We start from the raw sequence: 18,641 nt of genomic DNA on the forward strand, positions 1-18,641 counted from the left end.
AGGGCGACTGCCGGACCCGAAATTCGCCATGGGCCACAAGTGTTCCGAGGTTCACCCCACCGGTGCTCAACCTCGGCGCCCACGTCGCTCCGCTCGGCATGAAGTTCTACACCGGCGACCAATTCCCCGCCGACTACAAGAACACCATCCTGATCGCCGAACACGGGTCTTGGAACCGGCACAAGTATCAAGGCGGCCGGATCATGAAAGTCACCGCCGATCCGGACGGCAAGAACGCCAAGCAGGAAGTCTTCGCCGACGGCTGGATCGAAGGCGACCAAGGCTACCTCGGCCGCCCCGCCGACATCGTGCAGGCCAAGGACGGATCCATCCTGGTCGCCGACGACTGGGCCGGAGCGATCTACCGAATCAGCTACTCGAAGTGAGCTGAGTGTACCACCTCACGTTTCGTCATTCCGGGGCGCGAGCGAAGCTCGCGAACCCGGAATCCATAATCCCTGTGCTCGTTGTTAGGCACGACCACCGCCGACGTACTCCACCGCGAGCACAGCGGCTATGGATTCCGGGCCTTCGTCCCGGCCGGCTACGCCGACCGGGACGAATCCCGGAATGACGAACTCTAACGATAACTCTGACGCAACAGAGAGAACCTTGCATGACTCGCCTCCCCGCGGCGTTGATCGTCATTGCGCTAAGCCTGCTAAGCGGCGTCTCTTCGCTCCACGCCGCCGATCTCGAGGCCGGCAAGGCCAAGGCCGAGATGTGCGCCGGGTGCCACGGCGAGAATGGCATCTCGGAGATGGAGTACACGCCGTCGCTGGCCGGGCAGCCCGACCAGTTCATCCAATGGCAGCTGGTGTTTTTCCGCAGCGGCACGCGGCAGAACGCCAATATGAAGCCTATCGTCGACGAGCTGACCAACGAGGATATTCGCAACCTCGGTGCTTACTTCGCCTCGCTGCCGCCGATGAAGAACGACAAAATCGACGACAAACCCGAGCTGTCGCGCAAGGGCGCCGAGGCCGCGGTCGGCCGGCGCTGCGCCTCGTGCCATACCGACAGCTATGCGGGCACCAAGGCCGTGGCGCGACTCGCCGGCCAGCGCGAGGAATATCTGGTGAAGGCGCTGAACGAATTCAAATCCGGCCAGCGCTCCGGCGGCGCCATGGCGGCGATGGCGGACGTCGCCTACCCGCTCAGCGAAGAGGAGATCTACGCGCTGGCGCACTTCCTGGCCTATCTGCCGGCGAAGTGAACCTCACCGGATGCCGGCGCGCAAGAAGCTCTGAATGAAAGCGCGCTGGAACAGCAGGAAAGCGATCATCAGCGGCGCCGAGGTCATCAGCGCGGCGGCGCAGATCACCGACCAGTCGATGCCCTGATCGACCGAGGCGAACACCTGCAGGCCGACAGTGAGCGGCCGGGTCTCGGTCGAATTGGTGACGATCAGCGGCCACAGGAAGTTGTTCCAGTGATAGCTGATCGAGACGAGGCCGTAAGCGACATAGACCGGCCGCGCCAGCGGCAGATACACCCGCCAGATCGTCTGCAGCGTCGAGGCGCCTTCCATCCGCGCGGCGTCGTCGAGCTCCTTGGGGATCGACTTGAAGGTCTGGCGCAGCAGAAAGATGCCAAACGCCGAGGCGATATAAGGCAGCCCGACGCCGGTCAGCGTATCGATCAGGCCGAGCTTCTGCAGGCTGCGATAGTTCTCCATGATCAGCACGTCGGGCGTGACCATCAGCTGCACCAGGATCAGCGCGAACAGCACGTCGCCGCCGAACAGCTTCCAGCGCGCCAGGCCGAACGCCGCCAGCGTGCAGATCACGAACTGGCCGATCATGATGCCGAGCACGAGCAGCACGGTGTTGAGGAAGTAGCGCGCGAACGGCGCCGCCGCCCAGGCGCGGGTGAAGTTGTCGAGCGTCAGCGGCGCCGACAGATCGAACAGCGTCGCGAACGCCGCCGGGTGAAACGCCGCCCAGATCGCGTAGAGCAGCGGCAGCGCCCACAGCAGCGCGAACAGCCACGCTGCCGTCGTGGTGATGAAGTCGAACAGGCGGTCCGTTGTGCGTGTGCTCATGCGCCGCTCATCGGTAGTGCACGTTGCGGCCCATCAGCCGGAACTGCAGCAGCGAGATCAGGCCGAGCAGCGCCAGCAGCACCGCCGACAACGCCGCGGCATAGCCGGTGTCCCAGAAGCTGAAGCCGACCTGATAGATGTAGAACAGCAGCAGCGTGGTCGCATTGTTGGGGCCGCCGCCCGTCATGGCGATCACTTGGTCGACCACGCGGAAGGCGTTGATCAGCGCGTTGACGGCGACGAACAGAGTCGTCGGCATCACCAGCGGCCAGGTGATCCGGCGAAATACCTTCCAGCGGCCGGCATTCTCCATCCGCGCCGCCTCGTACAGCACCGGCGGCACCTGCTGCAGCGCAGCCAGATAGAACACCATGAAGAAGCCGGCTTCCTTCCACACCGTCACCGCCATCAGCGCCGGCAGCGCGGTCGCCGGATCGCCGAGCCAGTTGTGGCTGGAGAAGCCGAGCACGCGGATGATCTGGTTCAAGAGGCCGTAATCGGGCGTGTAGAAGAAGATCCAGATATTGGCCGCGGCGACCATCGGCAGGATGGTGGGCGTGAAGAACGCCAGCCGCAGCGCGGCGCGGCCGCGGATTTTGCCCGCCACCCACAGCGCCATCGCCAGCGCAAGTCCGATCGACAACGGCACGGTGATCAGCGCCATCAGGAGATTATTGCGCAGCGCCAGCCATGCGATGGGGTCGGCGAGCAGCGTCTGGTATTGCGCGAGGCCTACGAACGCCGCCGGCCGCTTGCCGACCGGCGTGGCGTAGAAACTGTCGATGATGGTGGCGATGCCCGGCAGATGCGTGAATGCCAGCAGCAGCACGATCGCCGGCAACGCCAGCAGCCAGCCCTGGATGTGAATGTTCAGCGGGTGCCGGCGCGTGATCGTGGACAATGCAGAAATCCGGTCGGCTCCTCGGTATCCAATTCAGTCGTCATTGCGAGGAGCGAAGCGACGAAGCAATCCAGCTCCTTGCAGTGAAGCTGGATTGCTTCGCTTCGCTCGCAATGACGGGGATAGGCAGGCGACTATCTGGAGAGAAGACATTTGGCGCGCCGGCCGAAGCTGTGGCTCCGGCCGGCGGACTCATCGTGCTCAGTTCTTGTACGCCGACAGAATCCGCGTCGCTTCGGCCTGTGCCTGATCCAGCGCCGGCTTGGCGGTCTTGGTCCCGGTCAGCACCGCCTGCAGCGCGTCGTTCAGCGCCTTGGTGACGCGCTGGTTGTCGTGGGTCGACAGCTCGGCGACGGCCTCCTTGAGCTGATCGCGGGCCACGGCGGCGGCCGGGAAGCCCTCGACATACTTCTTCATCGCCTCGGTCTGCCAGGCGTCAGGACGAGTCGCGACGTAGCCGGTGGCGATGCCCCAATCGGCGGCGCGCTCCGGCGTCGTCAGGAAGCGGGCGAATTCCAGCGCCGCGGCGGCCTTTGCCTTGTCGCCGGTCTTGAAGATGTAGATGTTGCCGCCGCCGGTCGGCGAGCCGCCGCGCACGTGCTTGGGCAGTGCCGCGACGCCGAAGGCGAATTTGGCGTTGGTGCGGACGTTGGTGAGATTGCCGGTGGTGGTCCAGATCATCGCGGTCTTGCCCTCGAAGAAATCCTTCGGGGTGGTGCCCCACTCGATGATGCCCTTGGGCATCACGTCGTGCTTCTGCGAAAGATCGGCGAAGAACTGCAGCGCCTCGACGACCTTCGGATCGTCATAGGCGACCTTGGTGCCTTCGGCGTTGGCGAGGATCGCGCCGTTCTGCGTCGTCAGTGCCTGAAACAGCCAATACGGAAAGCCCGACGACGGAATCTCCAGACCCCACTGCGTCACCGCGCCCGACGCATCGCGCTTGGTCAGCTTCTTGCCGAAGTCGACCATCTCGTCCCAGCTCTGCGGCGCCTTGTCCGGATCGAGGCCGGCGGCCTTGAAGGCGTCCTTGTTCCAGTATTGCACGATGGTCGAGCGCTGGAACGGGATGCCCCAGGTGTGGCCGCCCGACTGGCTGTTCTCCATGAACGCCGGGTAGAACGACTTCAGCCAGTCCTGATCGGCTTCGGACTTCGCCAACGTCTCGATCGGCTCGATCATGTCGTTGTCGATCAGCGTAAACATGTCGGTCGACAGCAGGATGGCGACGTCGGGCGCGTTGCCGGCCTTGGCAGCGGTCATCGCCTTGACCAGCGAGTCCTGATAGCTGCCGGTGTAGACCGGCTTGATAGTGATATCGGGATGCGCCTTGGTGAATTCGGCGGCGTAGCCGTCGACGATCTTGGTGATCGGTCCGCCGACCGCGACCGGATAGTAGAAGGTGATCTCGGTCGCCGATGCGGCCGAAAGGCCGAGCGCGGAGACGGTGAGCGACGCGGCGGCGGTGAGCCGTGCGATCATGTTCATGGTGAAGTAGTCTCCCTTGGTGATTGTGAGCGTGGCGACGGAGCCACTAGGCAAAGGCTTCGAGAGGCAGGCGGCGTCCGCTGTCGGCTTCGAACAGATGCCCGGCCGCCGCGTCCCAGCGCAGCCCGACGCGGGCACCGACCGGCGGCGCGCCGTCGCCGCGGGTGCGGGCGTGCACAGGGCGTTCCCCCATCATGCAAGTCACGACGGCCTCGGCCCCGAGATATTCGACCGCGGTGACAGTGGCGTGAAAACGCCCGTCGCCGCCCTCGTGGTGCAGATCGATATCCTCGGGGCGCAGCCCGAGCACGCGGCCACGGCCGGAACCGCGCAGCAGCACCGCGCCGTCGCCGCCCGCCGCCACGGCACCGTGCGGGCCGTCGTCGAGATCGATCAGGTTCATCGGCGACGAGCCGATGAACCGCGCGGTGAACAGCGACGCCGGGCAGCCGTAAAGTTCCGCCGGCGAACCATGCTGCTCGATCTTGCCGGCACGCATCAGGATCACCTGATCGGCCATGCTCATCGCCTCGGACTGATCGTGCGTCACATAAATCATGGTGATGCCGAGCCGCTGCTGCAGCGCGCGGATCTCGCGGCGCAGTTCCAAGCGCAGTTGGGCGTCGAGATTGGACAGCGGCTCGTCGAGCAGACACACCGGCGCCTCGGCGATCAGCGCCCGGCCGAGCGCGACGCGCTGCTGCTGGCCGCCGGAGAGCTGCGCCGGCTTGCGCGCCAAAAGCTTCTCGAGCCCGAGTAGCGCGACGACACGGTCGAGCCGATGCGCCATCTCGGATTTGGCAACGCCGCGCACCGACAGCCCGAAAGTGATGTTGTCGGCGACGGTGAGATGAGGAAACAGCGCGTAGGATTGAAACACCATGGCGACGCCGCGCGCCGCGCCGGTGAGCCCGCGGACGTCACGGCCTTCGATCTCGATCGAGCCGCTGCTCGGCTCCTCGAGCCCCGCAATCATCCGCAGCAGTGTGGATTTGCCGCAGCCCGACGGCCCGAGCAGCACGACAAGCTCTCCGCTCCTGGCCGAGAACGACACGTCGTCGACGGCTTTCGCATCGCCGAATGTCTTGGATATCGACCGAACGTCGACGCTATGCATGAGTCAGAACCGGACAGGAGTTACCGTCCGGCTCTGGATAAGAATGTTTTGCAAAAGTTATGTGACAGCGCGCGGGCGCGTTGGAGCGCCCGCCATTGGCAAAACCTCATGGTGAGGAGCCCGGCGTCGCGCAGCGAAGCCGGGCGTCTCGAACCATGGGCCGCAAGCACCCGTGGCCTCATCCTTCGAGACGCCCCGGCTCCGCCTGCGGGCTACGCCGCGGCTCCTCAGGATGAGGACTCAGTGCTAAGCGTCCGCGAAAATCCGATAGCGCTGCGGCTGCAGGCCGACGCGGTCGCCGACCTTGAGCGAGTGATCGCGCGGGGCATCGATTTCGATCAGCGTGTCACCATGCCCGTTGCTCAGCACGACATCGGCGCGCTGCATCGGGCCGAAGGCGCGAACGGCCTTGACGGCCCCTTCGAACACGCCCGAGCCCGAGGGCCCGACGGTGACGTCGTGGCGGCGCACGAACAGCTTCGACGGGCCGGATGCCGAGGCCGGCGCGACGAGATCAAGCCGGCGCTCACCGAGCCGCACCGTGCCGCCTTGCACGTCCACCGGCAGCACGATCGACTCGCCGATGAAGCTGTGCACGAAGGCCGACGCCGGGTGCTCGTAGACGTCGCCGGGCGAGCCGATCTGCTCGATCTTGCCCCTGTCCATCACCACGACGCGGTTGGCGACTTCGAGCGCCTCCTCCTGATCGTGCGTGACGAAGATCGAGGTGACGTGAATCTCCTCGTGCAGATTGCGCAGCCAGGCGCGTAGTTCCTTGCGGACCTTGGCGTCGAGCGCTCCGAACGGCTCGTCGAGCAGAAGGATGCGCGGCTCGATGGCGAGCGCGCGGGCGAGCGCGATGCGCTGGCGCTGGCCGCCGGAGAGCTGGCTCGGATAGCGATCGGCCAGCCAGCCGAGCTGGACGAGATCCAAGAGGTCGCCGACCCGCTTCTTGATCTCGACTTCGGTCTTGCGGATCTTCCGGGGCTGCACGCGCAGGCCGAACGCGACGTTCTCGAACACGCTCATGTGGCGGAACAGCGCGTAGTGCTGGAACACGAAGCCGACATGGCGCTCGGCGGCGCCGCGGGCCAGCGCGTCCTCGCCGTCGAACGCGACCGAGCCGCTATCCGGCCAGTCGAGCCCGGCGATGATGCGCAGCAGCGTGGTCTTGCCGGAACCGGACGGGCCGAGCAACGCCATCAACTCGCCGGTCTCGACCCGCAGATCGACATTGTCGAGCGCACGGAAGCTGCCGAACTGTTTGACGATGTTGCGGACTTCAATGGTCATGGTGTTGCAGCCCTTGTTCGATCCGGCCTTCGAGCACGGTCTTGGCGATCAGCGTTACCAGAGCGAGCAGCGCCAGCAGCGAAGCGACCGCAAACGCGGCCACCATCTGGTACTCGTTGTAGAGAATTTCGACCAGCAGCGGCATGGTGTTGGTCTCGCCGCGGATATGGCCGGAGACCACCGACACGGCGCCGAATTCGCCCATGGCGCGGGCGTTGCAGAGCAGCACACCGTAGAGCAGGCCCCATTTGATGTTGGGCAGCGTAACGCGCCAGAACGTGGTCCAGCCGCCGGCGCCGAGCGAGATCGCGGCTTCCTCTTCCTGCTGTCCCTGCTCCTGCATCAACGGGATCAGTTCGCGGGCCACGAACGGGAAAGTCACGAAGGTCGTCGCCAGCACGATCGCCGGCACCGCGAACAGGATCTGCACGCCGTGCGCCATCAGCCACGGCCCGAACCAGCCCTGCGCGCCGAACAGCAGCACGAACACCAGACCGGAGATCACCGGAGACACCGAGAACGGCAGATCGATCAGCGTGATCAGCAGCGTCTTGCCGGGGAAGTCGAACTTGGCGATGGCCCAGGCGGCGATGACGCCGAACACCAGATTGAGACCCACCGAGATGCCCGCCGCGATCAACGTCAGTTGAATGGCGGCAAGCGCCTCGGAATCCGCCAGCGCCGACAGATAGAACGCAATCCCCTTCGACAGCGCCTCGGAGAACACCAGGATCAGCGGCAGTCCGACGAAGACCGTCAAAAAAGCGATGGCGAAGCCGATGATCACGAGCCGCACCCAGGCCGGCTCGGTGTGCGCGGCGCGGCGCCCGGCCCCCGCGTCAAGCGCCGGCACCGCGACATCGCGGCCTGATCGTCGGAGCGGAGTGGTTGCCACCATGGTCATGAGCTTACGCCGCCGCCAGCGACCGTGTCTGCGCCCAATGCTGCAGCCGGTTCAGGATGAAGATGATGATGAAGGAGAAGATCAGCATCACCACCGCGATCGCGGTGGCGTCGGCGTAGCGGAACTCCGACAGCCGGATGACGATCAGCAGCGGCGCGATCTCCGAGACGTTGGGCAGATTGCCGGCGATGAAGATCACCGAGCCGTATTCGCCGACCGCGCGGGCGAAAGCCAGCGCGAAGCCGGTCAGCACCGCCGGCGCCAGCGACGGCAGGATGACGCGGCGGATGGTCTGCCAGCGCGACGCACCAAGGCATTCGGCGGCCTCTTCAAGTTCAACGTCGAGATCGATCAGCACAGGCTGCACGGTGCGCACCACAAACGGGATGCCGATGAAGATCATGGCGATGAAGATGCCGAGCGGCGTGAACGCCACCTTGATGCCGAGCGCGGCCAGCGGTGCGCCGAGCCAACCTTTCTGGGCGAACAACGTGGTCAGCGCGATGCCGGCGACCGCGGTCGGCAGCGCGAACGGGATGTCGACGACGGCATCGAAGATGCGGCGGCCGGGAAAGCGATAGCGCACCAGCGCCCAGACGATGACGAGCCCGGCGACGAGGTTGATACAGGCAGCCGCGAAGGCGAGACCGAACGACACCTGGAGCGCGTGCAGCGTCCGCGGTGCCGTCACCGTCGCCCAGAACGCCGAAGGCGACAGCTCGGCGGTCTTCACGAACAGACCGGCCAGCGGGATCAGGATCATCAACGACAGCCACAGGATCGTCAGCCCCATGGTGAGGCCGAACCCGGGCAAGGAGCGCTTGCGGGATAGCGTGCTCACGGCGCCACCTGTCCAGACTGAAGACTTCGTGTCTCGACAAAGGAAGCCGCGCAACGTGCGCTAACCTCTCCCCGCGTGCGGGGAGAGGTCGACTGACTGAGCGCAGCGAAGTCTGTCGGGTGAGGGGGCGCCTCGACGTGGCCGAGCGGCTCAGACTCGTGGATACGCCCCCTCACCCCACCCCTCTCCCCGCACGCGGGGAGAGGGAGCGCGTTGTCAGCTCTGCGACGCATCTTGCTCACAACTCCAGTCGAACCGCGACCTCTCGCTTAGTTCTTATAAATCCGATCGAACACGCCGCCGTCGGCGAAATGTTCCTTCTGAGCCTTGGTCCAGCCGCCGAACACATCGTCGATCGTGAACAGCTCGACCTTGGCGAACGAATTCTCATACTTCTTGGCGACGTCCGGATCGCGCGGACGATAGAAGTTGCGTGCGGCGATTTCCTGACCGTCCTTGGTATAAAGATACTTGAGGTAGGCTTCGGCAACGGCGCGGGTGCCCTTCCTGTCGACGACGCTATCGACGACCGCGACCGGCGGCTCGGCCAGGATCGACACCGACGGGGCCACGATCTCGAACTTGTCGGCGCCGAATTCCTTCACCGCCAGATAGGCTTCGTTTTCCCAGGCGAGCAGCACGTCGCCGACACCGCGCTCGACGAAGGTGACAGTCGAGCCGCGCGCACCGGTATCGAGCACCGGCACCTGCTTGTAGAGTTTGGCGACGAACTCCTGCGCACCTTCCGGGTTGCCCGACTTCTTCAGCGCGTAGCCCCAGGCCGCGAGATAATTCCAGCGCGCGCCGCCCGACGTCTTCGGGTTCGGCGTAATCACGCTGACGCCGGGCTTGAGCAGATCGTCCCAATCCTTGATACCCTTGGGATTGCCCTTGCGCACCAGGAACACGATCGTCGACGCATAGGGCGAGGAATTCTGCGGCAGCAGCTTCTGCCAGTCCTTGGCGAGCAGCCCCTTATTGGCGATGGCGTCGATGTCGTAGGCCAGCGCCAGCGTGACCACGTCGGCCTGCAGGCCGTCGATCACGCTCCGCGCCTGCGCGCCGGAGCCGCCGTGCGACTGCTTGATCGTGACCTTGTTACCCGTTTCCTTTTCATAGGCGGCCGCGAACGACTTGTTGAAGTCGCCATAAAGCTCGCGGGTCGGATCATACGACACGTTGAGCAGCGATATGTCGGCGGCGTGAGCAGACGTTGCTATAAGCAGGCCGGCGACCAGAAGGAAAAAGCGGCGAAGCATCGAAAATTCTCCATTTACCGAGTGACGTCGTTGTCGTCTGCGGCGGAGGCGCGAGGGTCACGAACAAAGCCCTTCAAGTCAACGAAACCGCCTTTCATTGTTCATGGTGTTGCGAAACTAATCTGCTACGAAGTCTTCATGGTGTGATGCCGCATTCCGTCTTGGCGCGGCCGCGCCAGCGTCCGGCGCGTGGATCGTCCTCACCAGCTTCGGCGCGGCTGGTACACGGCATGCAGCCGACCGAGACGAAGCCAGATGCGACCAGCGGATGCGGCGGCAACTCGGCCAGCGTGTAGATCGCGGCGATCTCTTCGCGCGACACGTTGGCGAACGGATTGAACTTCAGCCGCGCGCCGTCGGCTTCCACCGCGGCGAGTTCGGCGCGGGCGCCGCCCTGAAAACGCTTGCGCCCGTTGATCCAGGCATCGAACGGCGCCAGCGCGCGGCGCAGCGGCTCGACTTTGCGGATAAGGCAGCATTTGTCCGGATCGGAGAACCACAACTCGCGCGCTGGGTCGTCGCGTTCGAGATCGGCATCGAGTGGCTTGATCGAGCGGACGTCCGTCAGGCCGAGCTGATCGATCAGCGTGTCGCGATAGGCCAGCGTCTCGTCGAACAGCCAGCCGGTATCGAGGAAGATCACCGGGATAGCCGGATCGACATCGGCCATGACTTTGAGCAGTGCCGCCGACTCGGTGCCGAACGACGACACCAGCGCAAGCCGTTCGCGGCCGAACTCGCGCAAGCCAGCAGCGATGATCTCGGCGGGCGAGGCCGCGCGTAACGCGTCCGCCAACTCCTGCGCGCGCGCTTCCACATCGCTCGGCGCGACGCCGTTCGGCGTCGGCTGGGGAAGCGTTTGGGTCTGATCACTCATCGCACAGTGACTTTCGATTAGTTGGCCGCCTAAAGCTGCGGTGATTGCCGCATTCGCCAGCCGAAGCATTGACTAGAAGTATTTTCTATTTAAGTATCACGCAAGCTGATATCGTAGAAAATTATTCTTCCTACGGCCAGCTTCGAACGTGGAAATTCTATCCATCAGACGCGGCCGCCGGAGCGTGTTTGTTCTCTCGGAGTAACTGACCACCGCTGCGGCCGCAGTGAAATCATCCGGAGCGATCCGGATCGGAGCTTTGTTGATGACCCTCGCCGCCCGCACTGCCGTCGCTCACCAGCCGATCGATGCCCCGCTCCCGGAGCTGCACGATCAGCTCCGTCCGATGGATCACCTCGACGCGCTGGAAGCGCAGAGCATCTACATCCTGCGCGAAGGCTTCGCGCGGCTGAAGAAGCTGGCGCTGCTGTGGTCGCTCGGCAAAGACTCCAATGTGATGATCTGGCTGGCCCGCAAGGCCTTCTTCGGCAAGGTGCCGTTCCCGGCGCTTCACGTCGACACCGGCAAGAAATTTCCCGAGATGTACGCCTTCCGCGAACACTACGCCAAAGAGTGGGACCTCGATCTGCGCGTCGATCCCTGCCCGCCGATCGACAGCGTCGATCCGACTTTGCCGCCGGCGGCGCGCTCTGCGGCGCGCAAGACCGAAGGCCTGAAGATGGCGCTCGCCAAATACGGCTTCGACGGACTGATCGCCGGCATTCGCCGCGACGAGGAAGCAACCCGCGCCAAGGAGCGCGTATTCTCGCCGCGCGGCACGGAAGGCGGCTGGGACGTGCGCGATCAGCCGCCGGAATTCTGGGATCAGTTCAACGCCTCGCCGCCGCCCGGCGCTCACTTGCGTATCCACCCGATCCTGCATTGGACCGAGGCCGACATCTGGGCCTACACCAAGCGCGAAGGCATCCCGATCATCCCGTTGTACTTGGCGAAAGACGGCAAGCGCTATCGCTCGCTCGGCGATCAGGACATCACCTTCCCGGTCGCGTCGAACGCATCGTCGATCGACGAGATCCTGCTCGAACTCGAGACCACCAAGGTGCCGGAGCGCGCCGGCCGCGCGCTCGACCACGAGACCGAGGACGCCTTCGAGCGTCTGCGCGTCGCCGGCTATCTGTAATTAGTTCTACGAAGAAATGAGCGACGTCATGACCATCGCGGTTTCGCCCGCCTCCCTCACCACGCCCAACGGCACCACGCGGCCGCTGGTCCGCATCGTCATCGTCGGCCATGTCGACCACGGCAAGTCGACGCTGGTCGGCCGCCTGTTGCACGAAACCGGCTCGCTGCCGGACGGCAAGCTGGAGATGCTCAAAGCCGTCAGCGCGCGGCGCGGCATGCCGTTCGAGTGGTCGTTCTTGCTCGACGCGCTGCAGACCGAACGCGACCAGGGCATCACCATCGACACCACGCAGATCAGCTTCCGCACCCATTCGCGCGACATCGTGCTGATCGACGCGCCCGGCCACGCGGAATTTTTGCGCAACATGATCACCGGCGCATCGCAGGCCGACGCCGCCGTGCTGATCATCGACGCGCTCGAAGGCGTGCGCGACCAGACGCGGCGGCATGGCTATCTGTTGCAGCTGCTCGGCATCAAGCAGATCGCGGTCGTGGTCAACAAGATGGACCGCGTCGATTTCTCAGCCGATCGCTTCACCGCGATCAGCGATGAGATCACCGCGCATCTGACCTCGCTCGGCGTCACGCCCACCGCCGTCATTCCGATTTCCGCGCGCGACGGCGACGGCGTCGCCGAACGCACCGACAACATTCGCTGGTACAAAGGTCCGACCGTGGTCGAGGCGCTCGACGCGCTGACGCCGTCGCAGCCGCTCGATCTGTTGCCGCTGCGCCTGCCGGTGCAGGCGATCTACAAGTTCGACGACCGCCGCATCGTCGCGGGCCGCATCGAGGCCGGAAGGCTGCAGGCGGGTGACGACATCGTCATCATGCCGGCGGGCAAGATCGCCAAGATCAAGACCGTTGAGAGCTGGCCGATCACCCCGGTGAGCGGACCGCAGGGCGCCGGCCGCTCGGTCGGCATCACACTCGACCGCGAGCTGTTCGTCGAGCGCGGCGACGTCATCGGCCATGTCGGCGCCGCGCCGCGCGATACAAGGCGGCTGCGCGCGCGGGTGTTCTGGCTGCACGATCAGCCGCTCACCGCCGGCGCTTCGCTCTTGGTGCGCGTCGGCACCCGCGAGACCCGCGCCACCGTGGTGGCGATCGAGAAGGCGGTCGATCCCGGCGATCTCGCCAGCGAGGCGGCGAGCGAAATCAAGCGCAACCATGTCGGCGAGATCGACCTGTCGCTGGCGCAGCCGGTGGCGGCCGATCCGGCGAGCGACAATCCCAAGACCGGCCGGCTGGTGATCGAGGTCGGCGGCCGCATCGCCGGCGGCGGTCTGGTGCTGAGCGTCGACAGCGGCCAACGGGCCGCCACCGCCGATATCGTCCCCGTGGAATCTGCGTTATCGGCGGAGGAACGCGCCGCGCGTTATCGCCATGGCGGCGCGGTGGTGTGGTTCACCGGCCTGCCGGGCTCGGGCAAATCGACTTTGGCGAAAGCGCTGGAGCGGCGGCTGTTCGACCGCGGCGGTTCGCCGATCCTGCTCGACGGCGACACGCTGCGCGCCGGCCTCAATCGCGACCTCGGCTTCACGCCGGAAGATCGCGCCGAGAACATCCGCCGCCTCGCCGAGATCGCCGCGCATCTCGCTGCCAACGGCCACGTCGCCATCGTCGCCGCGGTGTCGCCGGCCGCGGCCGATCGCGCCGCCGCCCGCGCCATCGTCGGCGACCGCTTCCGCGAGATCTACGTCGCGACGCCGGCCGAAATCTGCGAGCAGCGCGACCCCAAAGGCCACTACGCCAAAGCCCGCGCCGGCACGCTGGCGAACTTCACCGGCATCGGCAACGACTACCAGCCGCCGGCGGACGCCGAACTCGCAATCGACACCACCAAGCAGAACGTCGCCGCCTCGGCGGACGCGATCGAGACGATGCTGGCGGGTAGCGGCGTTCTGATCGGTGAAGTGGTCGATCTAGCGGCGCATATTTGAGGCAGTAAGTCGCCATCAGGAGACGGTCATCCCCTGCGCATGCGGGGGATGACGCGGAACTGGAAGAGGCACGACGCTCGACGGCGGATGCAAATCGTAGGGCGGATAAGCCGAAGGCGTCATCCGCCGAACCGTCTCGCCGAAAACTCGGCGTCATGGCGGATGGCGCTTCGCTTATCCGCCCTTGTAATAGCGAAATCGATTATCGTCGGGTGTTCCGAAAGGAATGCTCTGCCGCGGATGGCCATCCGCGGCAGAGCGGCTGGCGATCGGATCGTATCCGCCCTGAGCCGCTCTTGGCTGCCCCGTAGCTTGATCGCGCCAGCACCTTCATCGGACCCGGATGGTTGCCGGAACAAGTTGGTTCGCTTCACAAGGCAGGGGTCGACGAAGATGACGAAGACTAACACAGGGACGGCCGGCATCGATACGGCCAAGGATAAGCTCGACGTAGCCGTTCATGGCCGAGAGCAGCGATGGCGGGTTGCGAATGCTGCGGCGGGATGGCGGCGATTGGCCGTCGATCTGACCGAGGCCGGCGTCACCAAAGTTGGTATCGAAGCCACTGGCGGCTACGAACGCGGCGTGGTCAGGCATTTGCGGGCCGAAGGCTTCGTCGTCCTGGTGCTGCAGCCGATCCAGGTCAAGAACTTCGCCCGGTTGCATCTACGTCGCGCCAAGAACGACGCCCTGGATGCCGTGCTGATCGCTGCCTGCACGGCGCTGCTGGAGCCTCGGTCGATCGAAGCGGACGAAAGACTGACGGATCTGGCGGATCACCTGACGTTCGTCGAGCAGATCGAAGAAGACATCGCCCGGCTCAAGACCCGGCTCGAACATATCGACGAGCCACGGCGGCGGCGGCTGGTCCTGGGTGACATCGATCGGCTGAAGGCGCGACGGCTCGCCGAGCTCGCAAGAATTGCCGGCCAATTGCGCCAACATGCCGATCTGGCGCAGCGTCTCGATCTCGTGCTCAGCGTCCCCGGCATCGGTGAGCGGACGGCACTGGCACTGATCATCCGCATGCCCGAACTCGGCCAAATCAGCCGAGAAAAGGCCGCGGCTCTCGCCGGCCTGGCGCCGTTCGACGATGAAAGCGGCAAGCACAAGGGAGAGCGCCATATCGGCGGCGGCCGAGCCCGCTTACGGCGCTCGCTGTTCGCCGCAGCGCTGCCGGCCTCCTTCCGCTGGAACAAGGCCCTGTGCGCTTTTTACGCCCATCACAGAGCTCGAGGCCATGCACACAACTACGTCCTCGTCGCCTGTGCTCGCAAGCTTCTCATCTACGCCAACACCGTCGTCCAGCGCGGCTCCCCATGGGTGGAAAACCCTATCGCGCTTTAATGGTTGCTACGGGGTGTCGGCGCGTGAGCAGCCAACTACCCCACCGCCCCCAGACACCACGCCAGAATGCCCTTCTGCGCGTGCAGGCGGTTTTCGGCTTCGTCGAACACCACCGATTGCGGGCCGTCGATGATGTCGTCGGTGACTTCCTCGCCGCGATGCGCCGGAAGGCAGTGCATGAAGATCGCGTCTTTGCTCGCCAGCGACATCAGCTTGGCATTGACCTGATAGGGCTTGAGCAGATTGTGGCGATGCTCGCCGTCCTTGTCGCCCATCGACACCCAGGTGTCGGTGACGACGCAATCGGCGCCGCGCACGGCTTCTTCCGGATCGGTGCCGATGGTGATCGCCGCACCGCTCGACTTGATCCAATCGCGCAGCGCCTTGTTGGGGGCGAGCTGCGGCGGGGTGGCGATGTTGAGCTTGAACTCGAAGCGCTGCGCGGCGTGGGCGAACGACGCCAGCACGTTGTTGTCGTCGCCGGTCCAGGCCACGGTCGCGCCCTTGATCGGGCCGCGGTGCTCCTCGAACGTCATCACGTCGGCCATCACCTGGCAGGGATGCGACTTGCGGGTCAGGCCGTTGATCACCGGAACGGTGGCGTTGGCGGCGAGTTCGAGCAGCGCGTCGTGATTGAGGATACGGATCATGATGATATCGACGAAGCGCGACAGCACCTTGGCGGTGTCGGAGATCGTCTCGCCGCGGCCGAGCTGCATCTCCTGGCCGGTCAGCATGATCGACTCGCCGCCGAGCTGGCGCATGCCGACGTCGAACGACACGCGCGTGCGGGTCGACGGCTTGTCGAAGATCATCGCCAGCGTCTTGCCGGTGAGCGGCCTGTCGGCGAGCTCGCCGGATTTGATCTTGGCCTTCATGGCGCCTGCCGCGCTCAGCATGGCGCGGAGTTCCGAGGCCGGCAACTCGTTGAGTTCGAGGAAGTGCCGCGGCGTACTGTTCGAGAGGCTGCCGTTCTGCTTGCTCATCACACCGCCTCCCGCTGCGCGCCCTGGCCAGCGAGGGCCGTGCAGGCGCGCTCGAGCCGCGTCACCGCGTCTTCAATCTCAGCTTCGCTGACGATCAAGGGCGGCAGCAGCCGCACGACGTTGTCGCCGGCCGCCACCGTCAGCAGCTTCTCGGCACGCAGCGCCGCCATCAGATCGCCCGCGGGCACCACCGCCTTGAGGCCGAGCAGCAAGCCTTCGCCGCGGACTTCGCTGACGACCTTGGGGAAACGATCGACCACGCCGGCGAGTTTCTGCTTGAGCAGCAGCGACATGCGTTTGACGTGATCGAAGAAGCCCGGTTTCAGCATCACGTCGAGCACCGCATTGCCGGCCGCGATCGCCAGCGGATTGCCGCCGAAGGTCGAGCCGTGCGACCCCGGCGCCATGCCGGCCGCCGCCTCGGCGCTCGCCAGGCACGCGCCGATCGGGAAGCCGCCGCCGAGCGCCTTGGCGAGCGACATCAGGTCCGGCGTGACGCCGAGGCGTTTGTAGGCGAACAGTTCGCCGGTGCGGCCCATGCCGGTCTGCACCTCGTCGAAGATCAGCAGCAGGCCGTGCTGATCGCACAGTTCGCGGAGGGCGCGGAAGAACGCGACTTCGGGAGCCCGCACGCCGCCTTCACCCTGCAGCGGCTCGATCAGGATCGCGGCGGTGTTCGGGCCGATGGCTTTCTTCACGGCGTCGAGATCGCCGAGCGGCAGCTGGTCGAAGCCGCTGAGCGGCTCGCCGTAGCCTTCCAGATACTTGGCGGCGCCGGTTGCCGCCAGCGTGCCGAGCGTGCGGCCGTGGAACGCGCCCTCGAAGGTGATGATCCGGGTGCGCTCGGGATGGCCTTTGGAGAAGTGATAGTGCCGCGCCATCTTCAGCGCGCATTCCATCGCCTCGGCGCCGGAATTGCAGAAGAACACGTAGTCGGCAAAGCTCTGCTCACACAGCCGCGCGGCGAGGCGCTCGCCGTCCGGGCTCTTGAACAGGTTGGACATGTGCCACAGTTTGGTCGCCTGCTGCTGCAAGGCTTCGACCAGATGCGGATGGCAATGGCCGAGCGCATTGACGGCGACGCCGCTGGTGAAATCCAGATAACGCTGGCCGTCGGTGCCGTGCAGCCACACGCCTTCGCCGCGCTCGAAGGCAACATCCGCTCGGGCGAATACCGGGAGAAGATGAGACGTCGTTGCGCTCTGGGACGAAACTGCGCTGCTGGACATGGCCGATCCGATCGGAAAAAAGCGGGCCGCCGGCCGGCTGCAGGACGTGCGACGCCGGACCAACGTACCCCGGAAACGAAACGTGCCGCCTTTCCAGGCGGCACGTGCAGGCATTCTAAGTGCGCGGGACGCACTGTCAACCGGCGGTTCGACGGACAGAAATCGGCGTTCCAGCGATAAAAGCTGTGACTGTCCGGACTCACTTAACCGAGAAGGTGTGGACGCACCATGTCCGACTCTTGCGCGTGAGTCACGCCATATTGTAGCTTTTTGCCTGTCGGGTACGACATCTCGTGCGCGGTTGGTAATCCACTTCGAGTCCGCAAAGTAGTGCGTAACGCCCGGTCGACGAGAGTCGGCCGGCGAGGGCTAAGGGATTCTGCCGCTTGGAGATTTTGACGACCTCACAGCCGCGGGCTCACGGCGCTGGCCGGGCCGGCGGCAGAGAAGGGATAAGACGATGACGGCATTGACCTGGACCGATGAGCGCGTCGAGCAGCTCAAGAAGCTTTGGGAAGGCGGGCTGTCGGCGAGTCAGATCGCCGCCGAACTTGGCAACGTGACCCGGAACGCGGTGATCGGGAAGGTGCATCGGCTGGGCCTGTCGGGCCGCGCCAAGAGCCCAACGTCGGCGGCGCCGCGGCCCCGCAAGGCCCGGCCGGCCCAGCATATGATGCGGGTGACGCGTCCGGTGGCGCGTGGCAACACCGCGCTGGCGCAGGTGTTCGAGGTCGAAGCGGTGCCGGATCCGGTCGCCTACGACAACGTGGTGCCGATGAACCAGCGGCTGTCGCTGCTGGAACTCAACGAGGCCACCTGCCACTGGCCGATCGGCGATCCGAGCAATCCGGAATTCTTCTTCTGCGGCGGCAAATCGCTGCCCGGCCTGCCCTACTGCGCCCATCACTCGCGCATCGCCTACCAGCCCGTCGGCGACCGCCGCCGCTCGGCGCCGAAGACCACAAGGTAAGAAGGCGCGGCTTGGCGGCAGCAGCAGCAGTGCGTAGCCGCCCTAGCGCATAGTGGCGCTCCGTTCGAAGCCGTCATCGCCCGGCTCGACCGGGCGACCCAGTATCCCAGAGCGCCAATTAGTGCGCCCCCACTTCCTCAGATCAGCCCTGGCATACTGGATCCTCCGCTTTCGCGGAGGATGACGGTGGTGATGTGCGGCTGGCTGCGTAAGTACTACGTAGGGTGGGCAAAGGCGCGGAGCGCCGTGCCCACGCGACAGCGCCGAAGCAGTCGGACTCGCGGCCGGGGCACGCTCGC

Annotated in this window: 15 protein-coding genes and 2 pseudogenes; 6 read left to right on the top strand and 11 right to left on the bottom strand. The window is 65.4% G+C overall.

Features of this window, described 5'->3' with window-relative positions; genetic code table 11:
* Positions 1-386 (top strand): annotated as a pseudogene (locus I5M_RS06605) (PQQ-dependent sugar dehydrogenase); the annotation flags it as partial.
* A 230-nt stretch (positions 387-616) separates the two neighbouring features.
* Positions 617-1,216 carry a cytochrome c gene (locus I5M_RS06610; RefSeq protein ID WP_031335627.1) on the top strand — a complete coding sequence of 200 codons (600 nt, stop codon included), beginning with the start codon at positions 617-619 and terminating at the stop codon, positions 1,214-1,216.
* Positions 1,217-1,219: 3 nt separating this feature from the next.
* On the opposite strand, the gene I5M_RS06615 is transcribed toward I5M_RS06610, so the two are convergent.
* The 9 genes and pseudogenes from I5M_RS06615 to I5M_RS29285 all read right to left on the bottom strand — a co-directional run bounded on the left by I5M_RS06615 (position 1,220) and on the right by I5M_RS29285 (position 10,724).
* The gene (locus tag I5M_RS06615; protein WP_022720678.1) at positions 1,220-2,044 is read right to left on the bottom strand and encodes a carbohydrate ABC transporter permease; all 825 of its coding nucleotides are present in this window, start codon (positions 2,042-2,044) and stop codon (positions 1,220-1,222) included.
* Positions 2,045-2,051: 7 nt separating this feature from the next.
* The gene (locus I5M_RS06620) at positions 2,052-2,945 is read right to left on the bottom strand and encodes a carbohydrate ABC transporter permease (protein ID WP_022720679.1); all 894 of its coding nucleotides are present in this window, start codon (positions 2,943-2,945) and stop codon (positions 2,052-2,054) included.
* A 201-nt stretch (positions 2,946-3,146) separates the two neighbouring features.
* On the bottom strand, positions 3,147-4,433 hold the full coding sequence (locus tag I5M_RS06625) for an ABC transporter substrate-binding protein (RefSeq protein WP_022720680.1): 1,287 nt from the start codon (positions 4,431-4,433) through the stop codon (positions 3,147-3,149).
* Positions 4,434-4,479: 46 nt separating this feature from the next.
* Positions 4,480-5,550 (bottom strand): ABC transporter ATP-binding protein, encoded by a 1,071-nt coding sequence (locus I5M_RS06630; protein WP_022720681.1) that lies wholly within the window; start codon positions 5,548-5,550, stop codon positions 4,480-4,482.
* Positions 5,551-5,796: 246 nt separating this feature from the next.
* Complete coding sequence (locus I5M_RS06635) at positions 5,797-6,843, bottom strand: sulfate/molybdate ABC transporter ATP-binding protein (RefSeq protein ID WP_022720682.1); 1,047 nt, start codon at positions 6,841-6,843, stop codon at positions 5,797-5,799.
* Entirely contained in the window at positions 6,833-7,747 is a 915-nt protein-coding gene (gene cysW, locus I5M_RS06640; RefSeq protein WP_022720683.1) for a sulfate ABC transporter permease subunit CysW, read from the bottom strand. The genes I5M_RS06635 and cysW overlap by 11 nt, the downstream gene beginning before the upstream one ends.
* 4 nt (positions 7,748-7,751) lie before the next feature.
* Positions 7,752-8,588 carry a sulfate ABC transporter permease subunit CysT gene (cysT, locus tag I5M_RS06645; protein ID WP_022720684.1) on the bottom strand — a complete coding sequence of 279 codons (837 nt, stop codon included), beginning with the start codon at positions 8,586-8,588 and terminating at the stop codon, positions 7,752-7,754.
* A 269-nt stretch (positions 8,589-8,857) separates the two neighbouring features.
* Complete coding sequence (locus I5M_RS06650) at positions 8,858-9,847, bottom strand: sulfate ABC transporter substrate-binding protein (RefSeq protein WP_022720685.1); 990 nt, start codon at positions 9,845-9,847, stop codon at positions 8,858-8,860.
* 125 nt (positions 9,848-9,972) lie between these two features.
* Positions 9,973-10,724, bottom strand: a pseudogene (locus I5M_RS29285) (phosphoadenylyl-sulfate reductase).
* Positions 10,725-11,070: 346 nt separating this feature from the next.
* On the opposite strand from I5M_RS29285, the gene cysD reads away from it, so the two are divergent.
* The 3 genes from cysD to I5M_RS06675 all read left to right on the top strand — a co-directional run bounded on the left by cysD (position 11,071) and on the right by I5M_RS06675 (position 15,157).
* Entirely contained in the window at positions 11,071-11,865 is a 795-nt protein-coding gene (gene cysD / locus I5M_RS06660; protein WP_199900023.1) for a sulfate adenylyltransferase subunit CysD, read from the top strand.
* Positions 11,866-11,893: 28 nt separating this feature from the next.
* The gene (cysC, locus tag I5M_RS06665; RefSeq protein ID WP_031335634.1) at positions 11,894-13,810 is read left to right on the top strand and encodes an adenylyl-sulfate kinase; all 1,917 of its coding nucleotides are present in this window, start codon (positions 11,894-11,896) and stop codon (positions 13,808-13,810) included.
* 240 nt (positions 13,811-14,050) lie between these two features.
* Complete coding sequence (locus I5M_RS06675; RefSeq protein WP_244431945.1) at positions 14,051-15,157, top strand: IS110 family transposase; 1,107 nt, start codon at positions 14,051-14,053, stop codon at positions 15,155-15,157.
* A 35-nt stretch (positions 15,158-15,192) separates the two neighbouring features.
* Here the strand turns inward: I5M_RS06675 and argF are convergent, their stop codons facing one another.
* Positions 15,193-16,143, bottom strand: a complete 951-nt coding sequence (gene argF / locus I5M_RS06680; RefSeq protein ID WP_022720690.1) for an ornithine carbamoyltransferase — start codon at positions 16,141-16,143, stop codon at positions 15,193-15,195.
* Complete coding sequence (locus I5M_RS06685; RefSeq protein WP_031335636.1) at positions 16,143-17,372, bottom strand: aspartate aminotransferase family protein; 1,230 nt, start codon at positions 17,370-17,372, stop codon at positions 16,143-16,145. The genes argF and I5M_RS06685 overlap by 1 nt, the downstream gene beginning before the upstream one ends.
* Before the next feature lie 460 nt (positions 17,373-17,832).
* On the opposite strand from I5M_RS06685, the gene I5M_RS06690 reads away from it, so the two are divergent.
* On the top strand, positions 17,833-18,342 hold the full coding sequence (locus I5M_RS06690; RefSeq protein ID WP_031335638.1) for a GcrA family cell cycle regulator: 510 nt from the start codon (positions 17,833-17,835) through the stop codon (positions 18,340-18,342).
* Positions 18,343-18,641: the final 299 nt, after the last annotated feature.

Origin of the sequence: Rhodopseudomonas sp. B29, from assembly GCF_000333455.1 — a bacterium.
Classification (GTDB): domain Bacteria; phylum Pseudomonadota; class Alphaproteobacteria; order Rhizobiales; family Xanthobacteraceae; genus Rhodopseudomonas.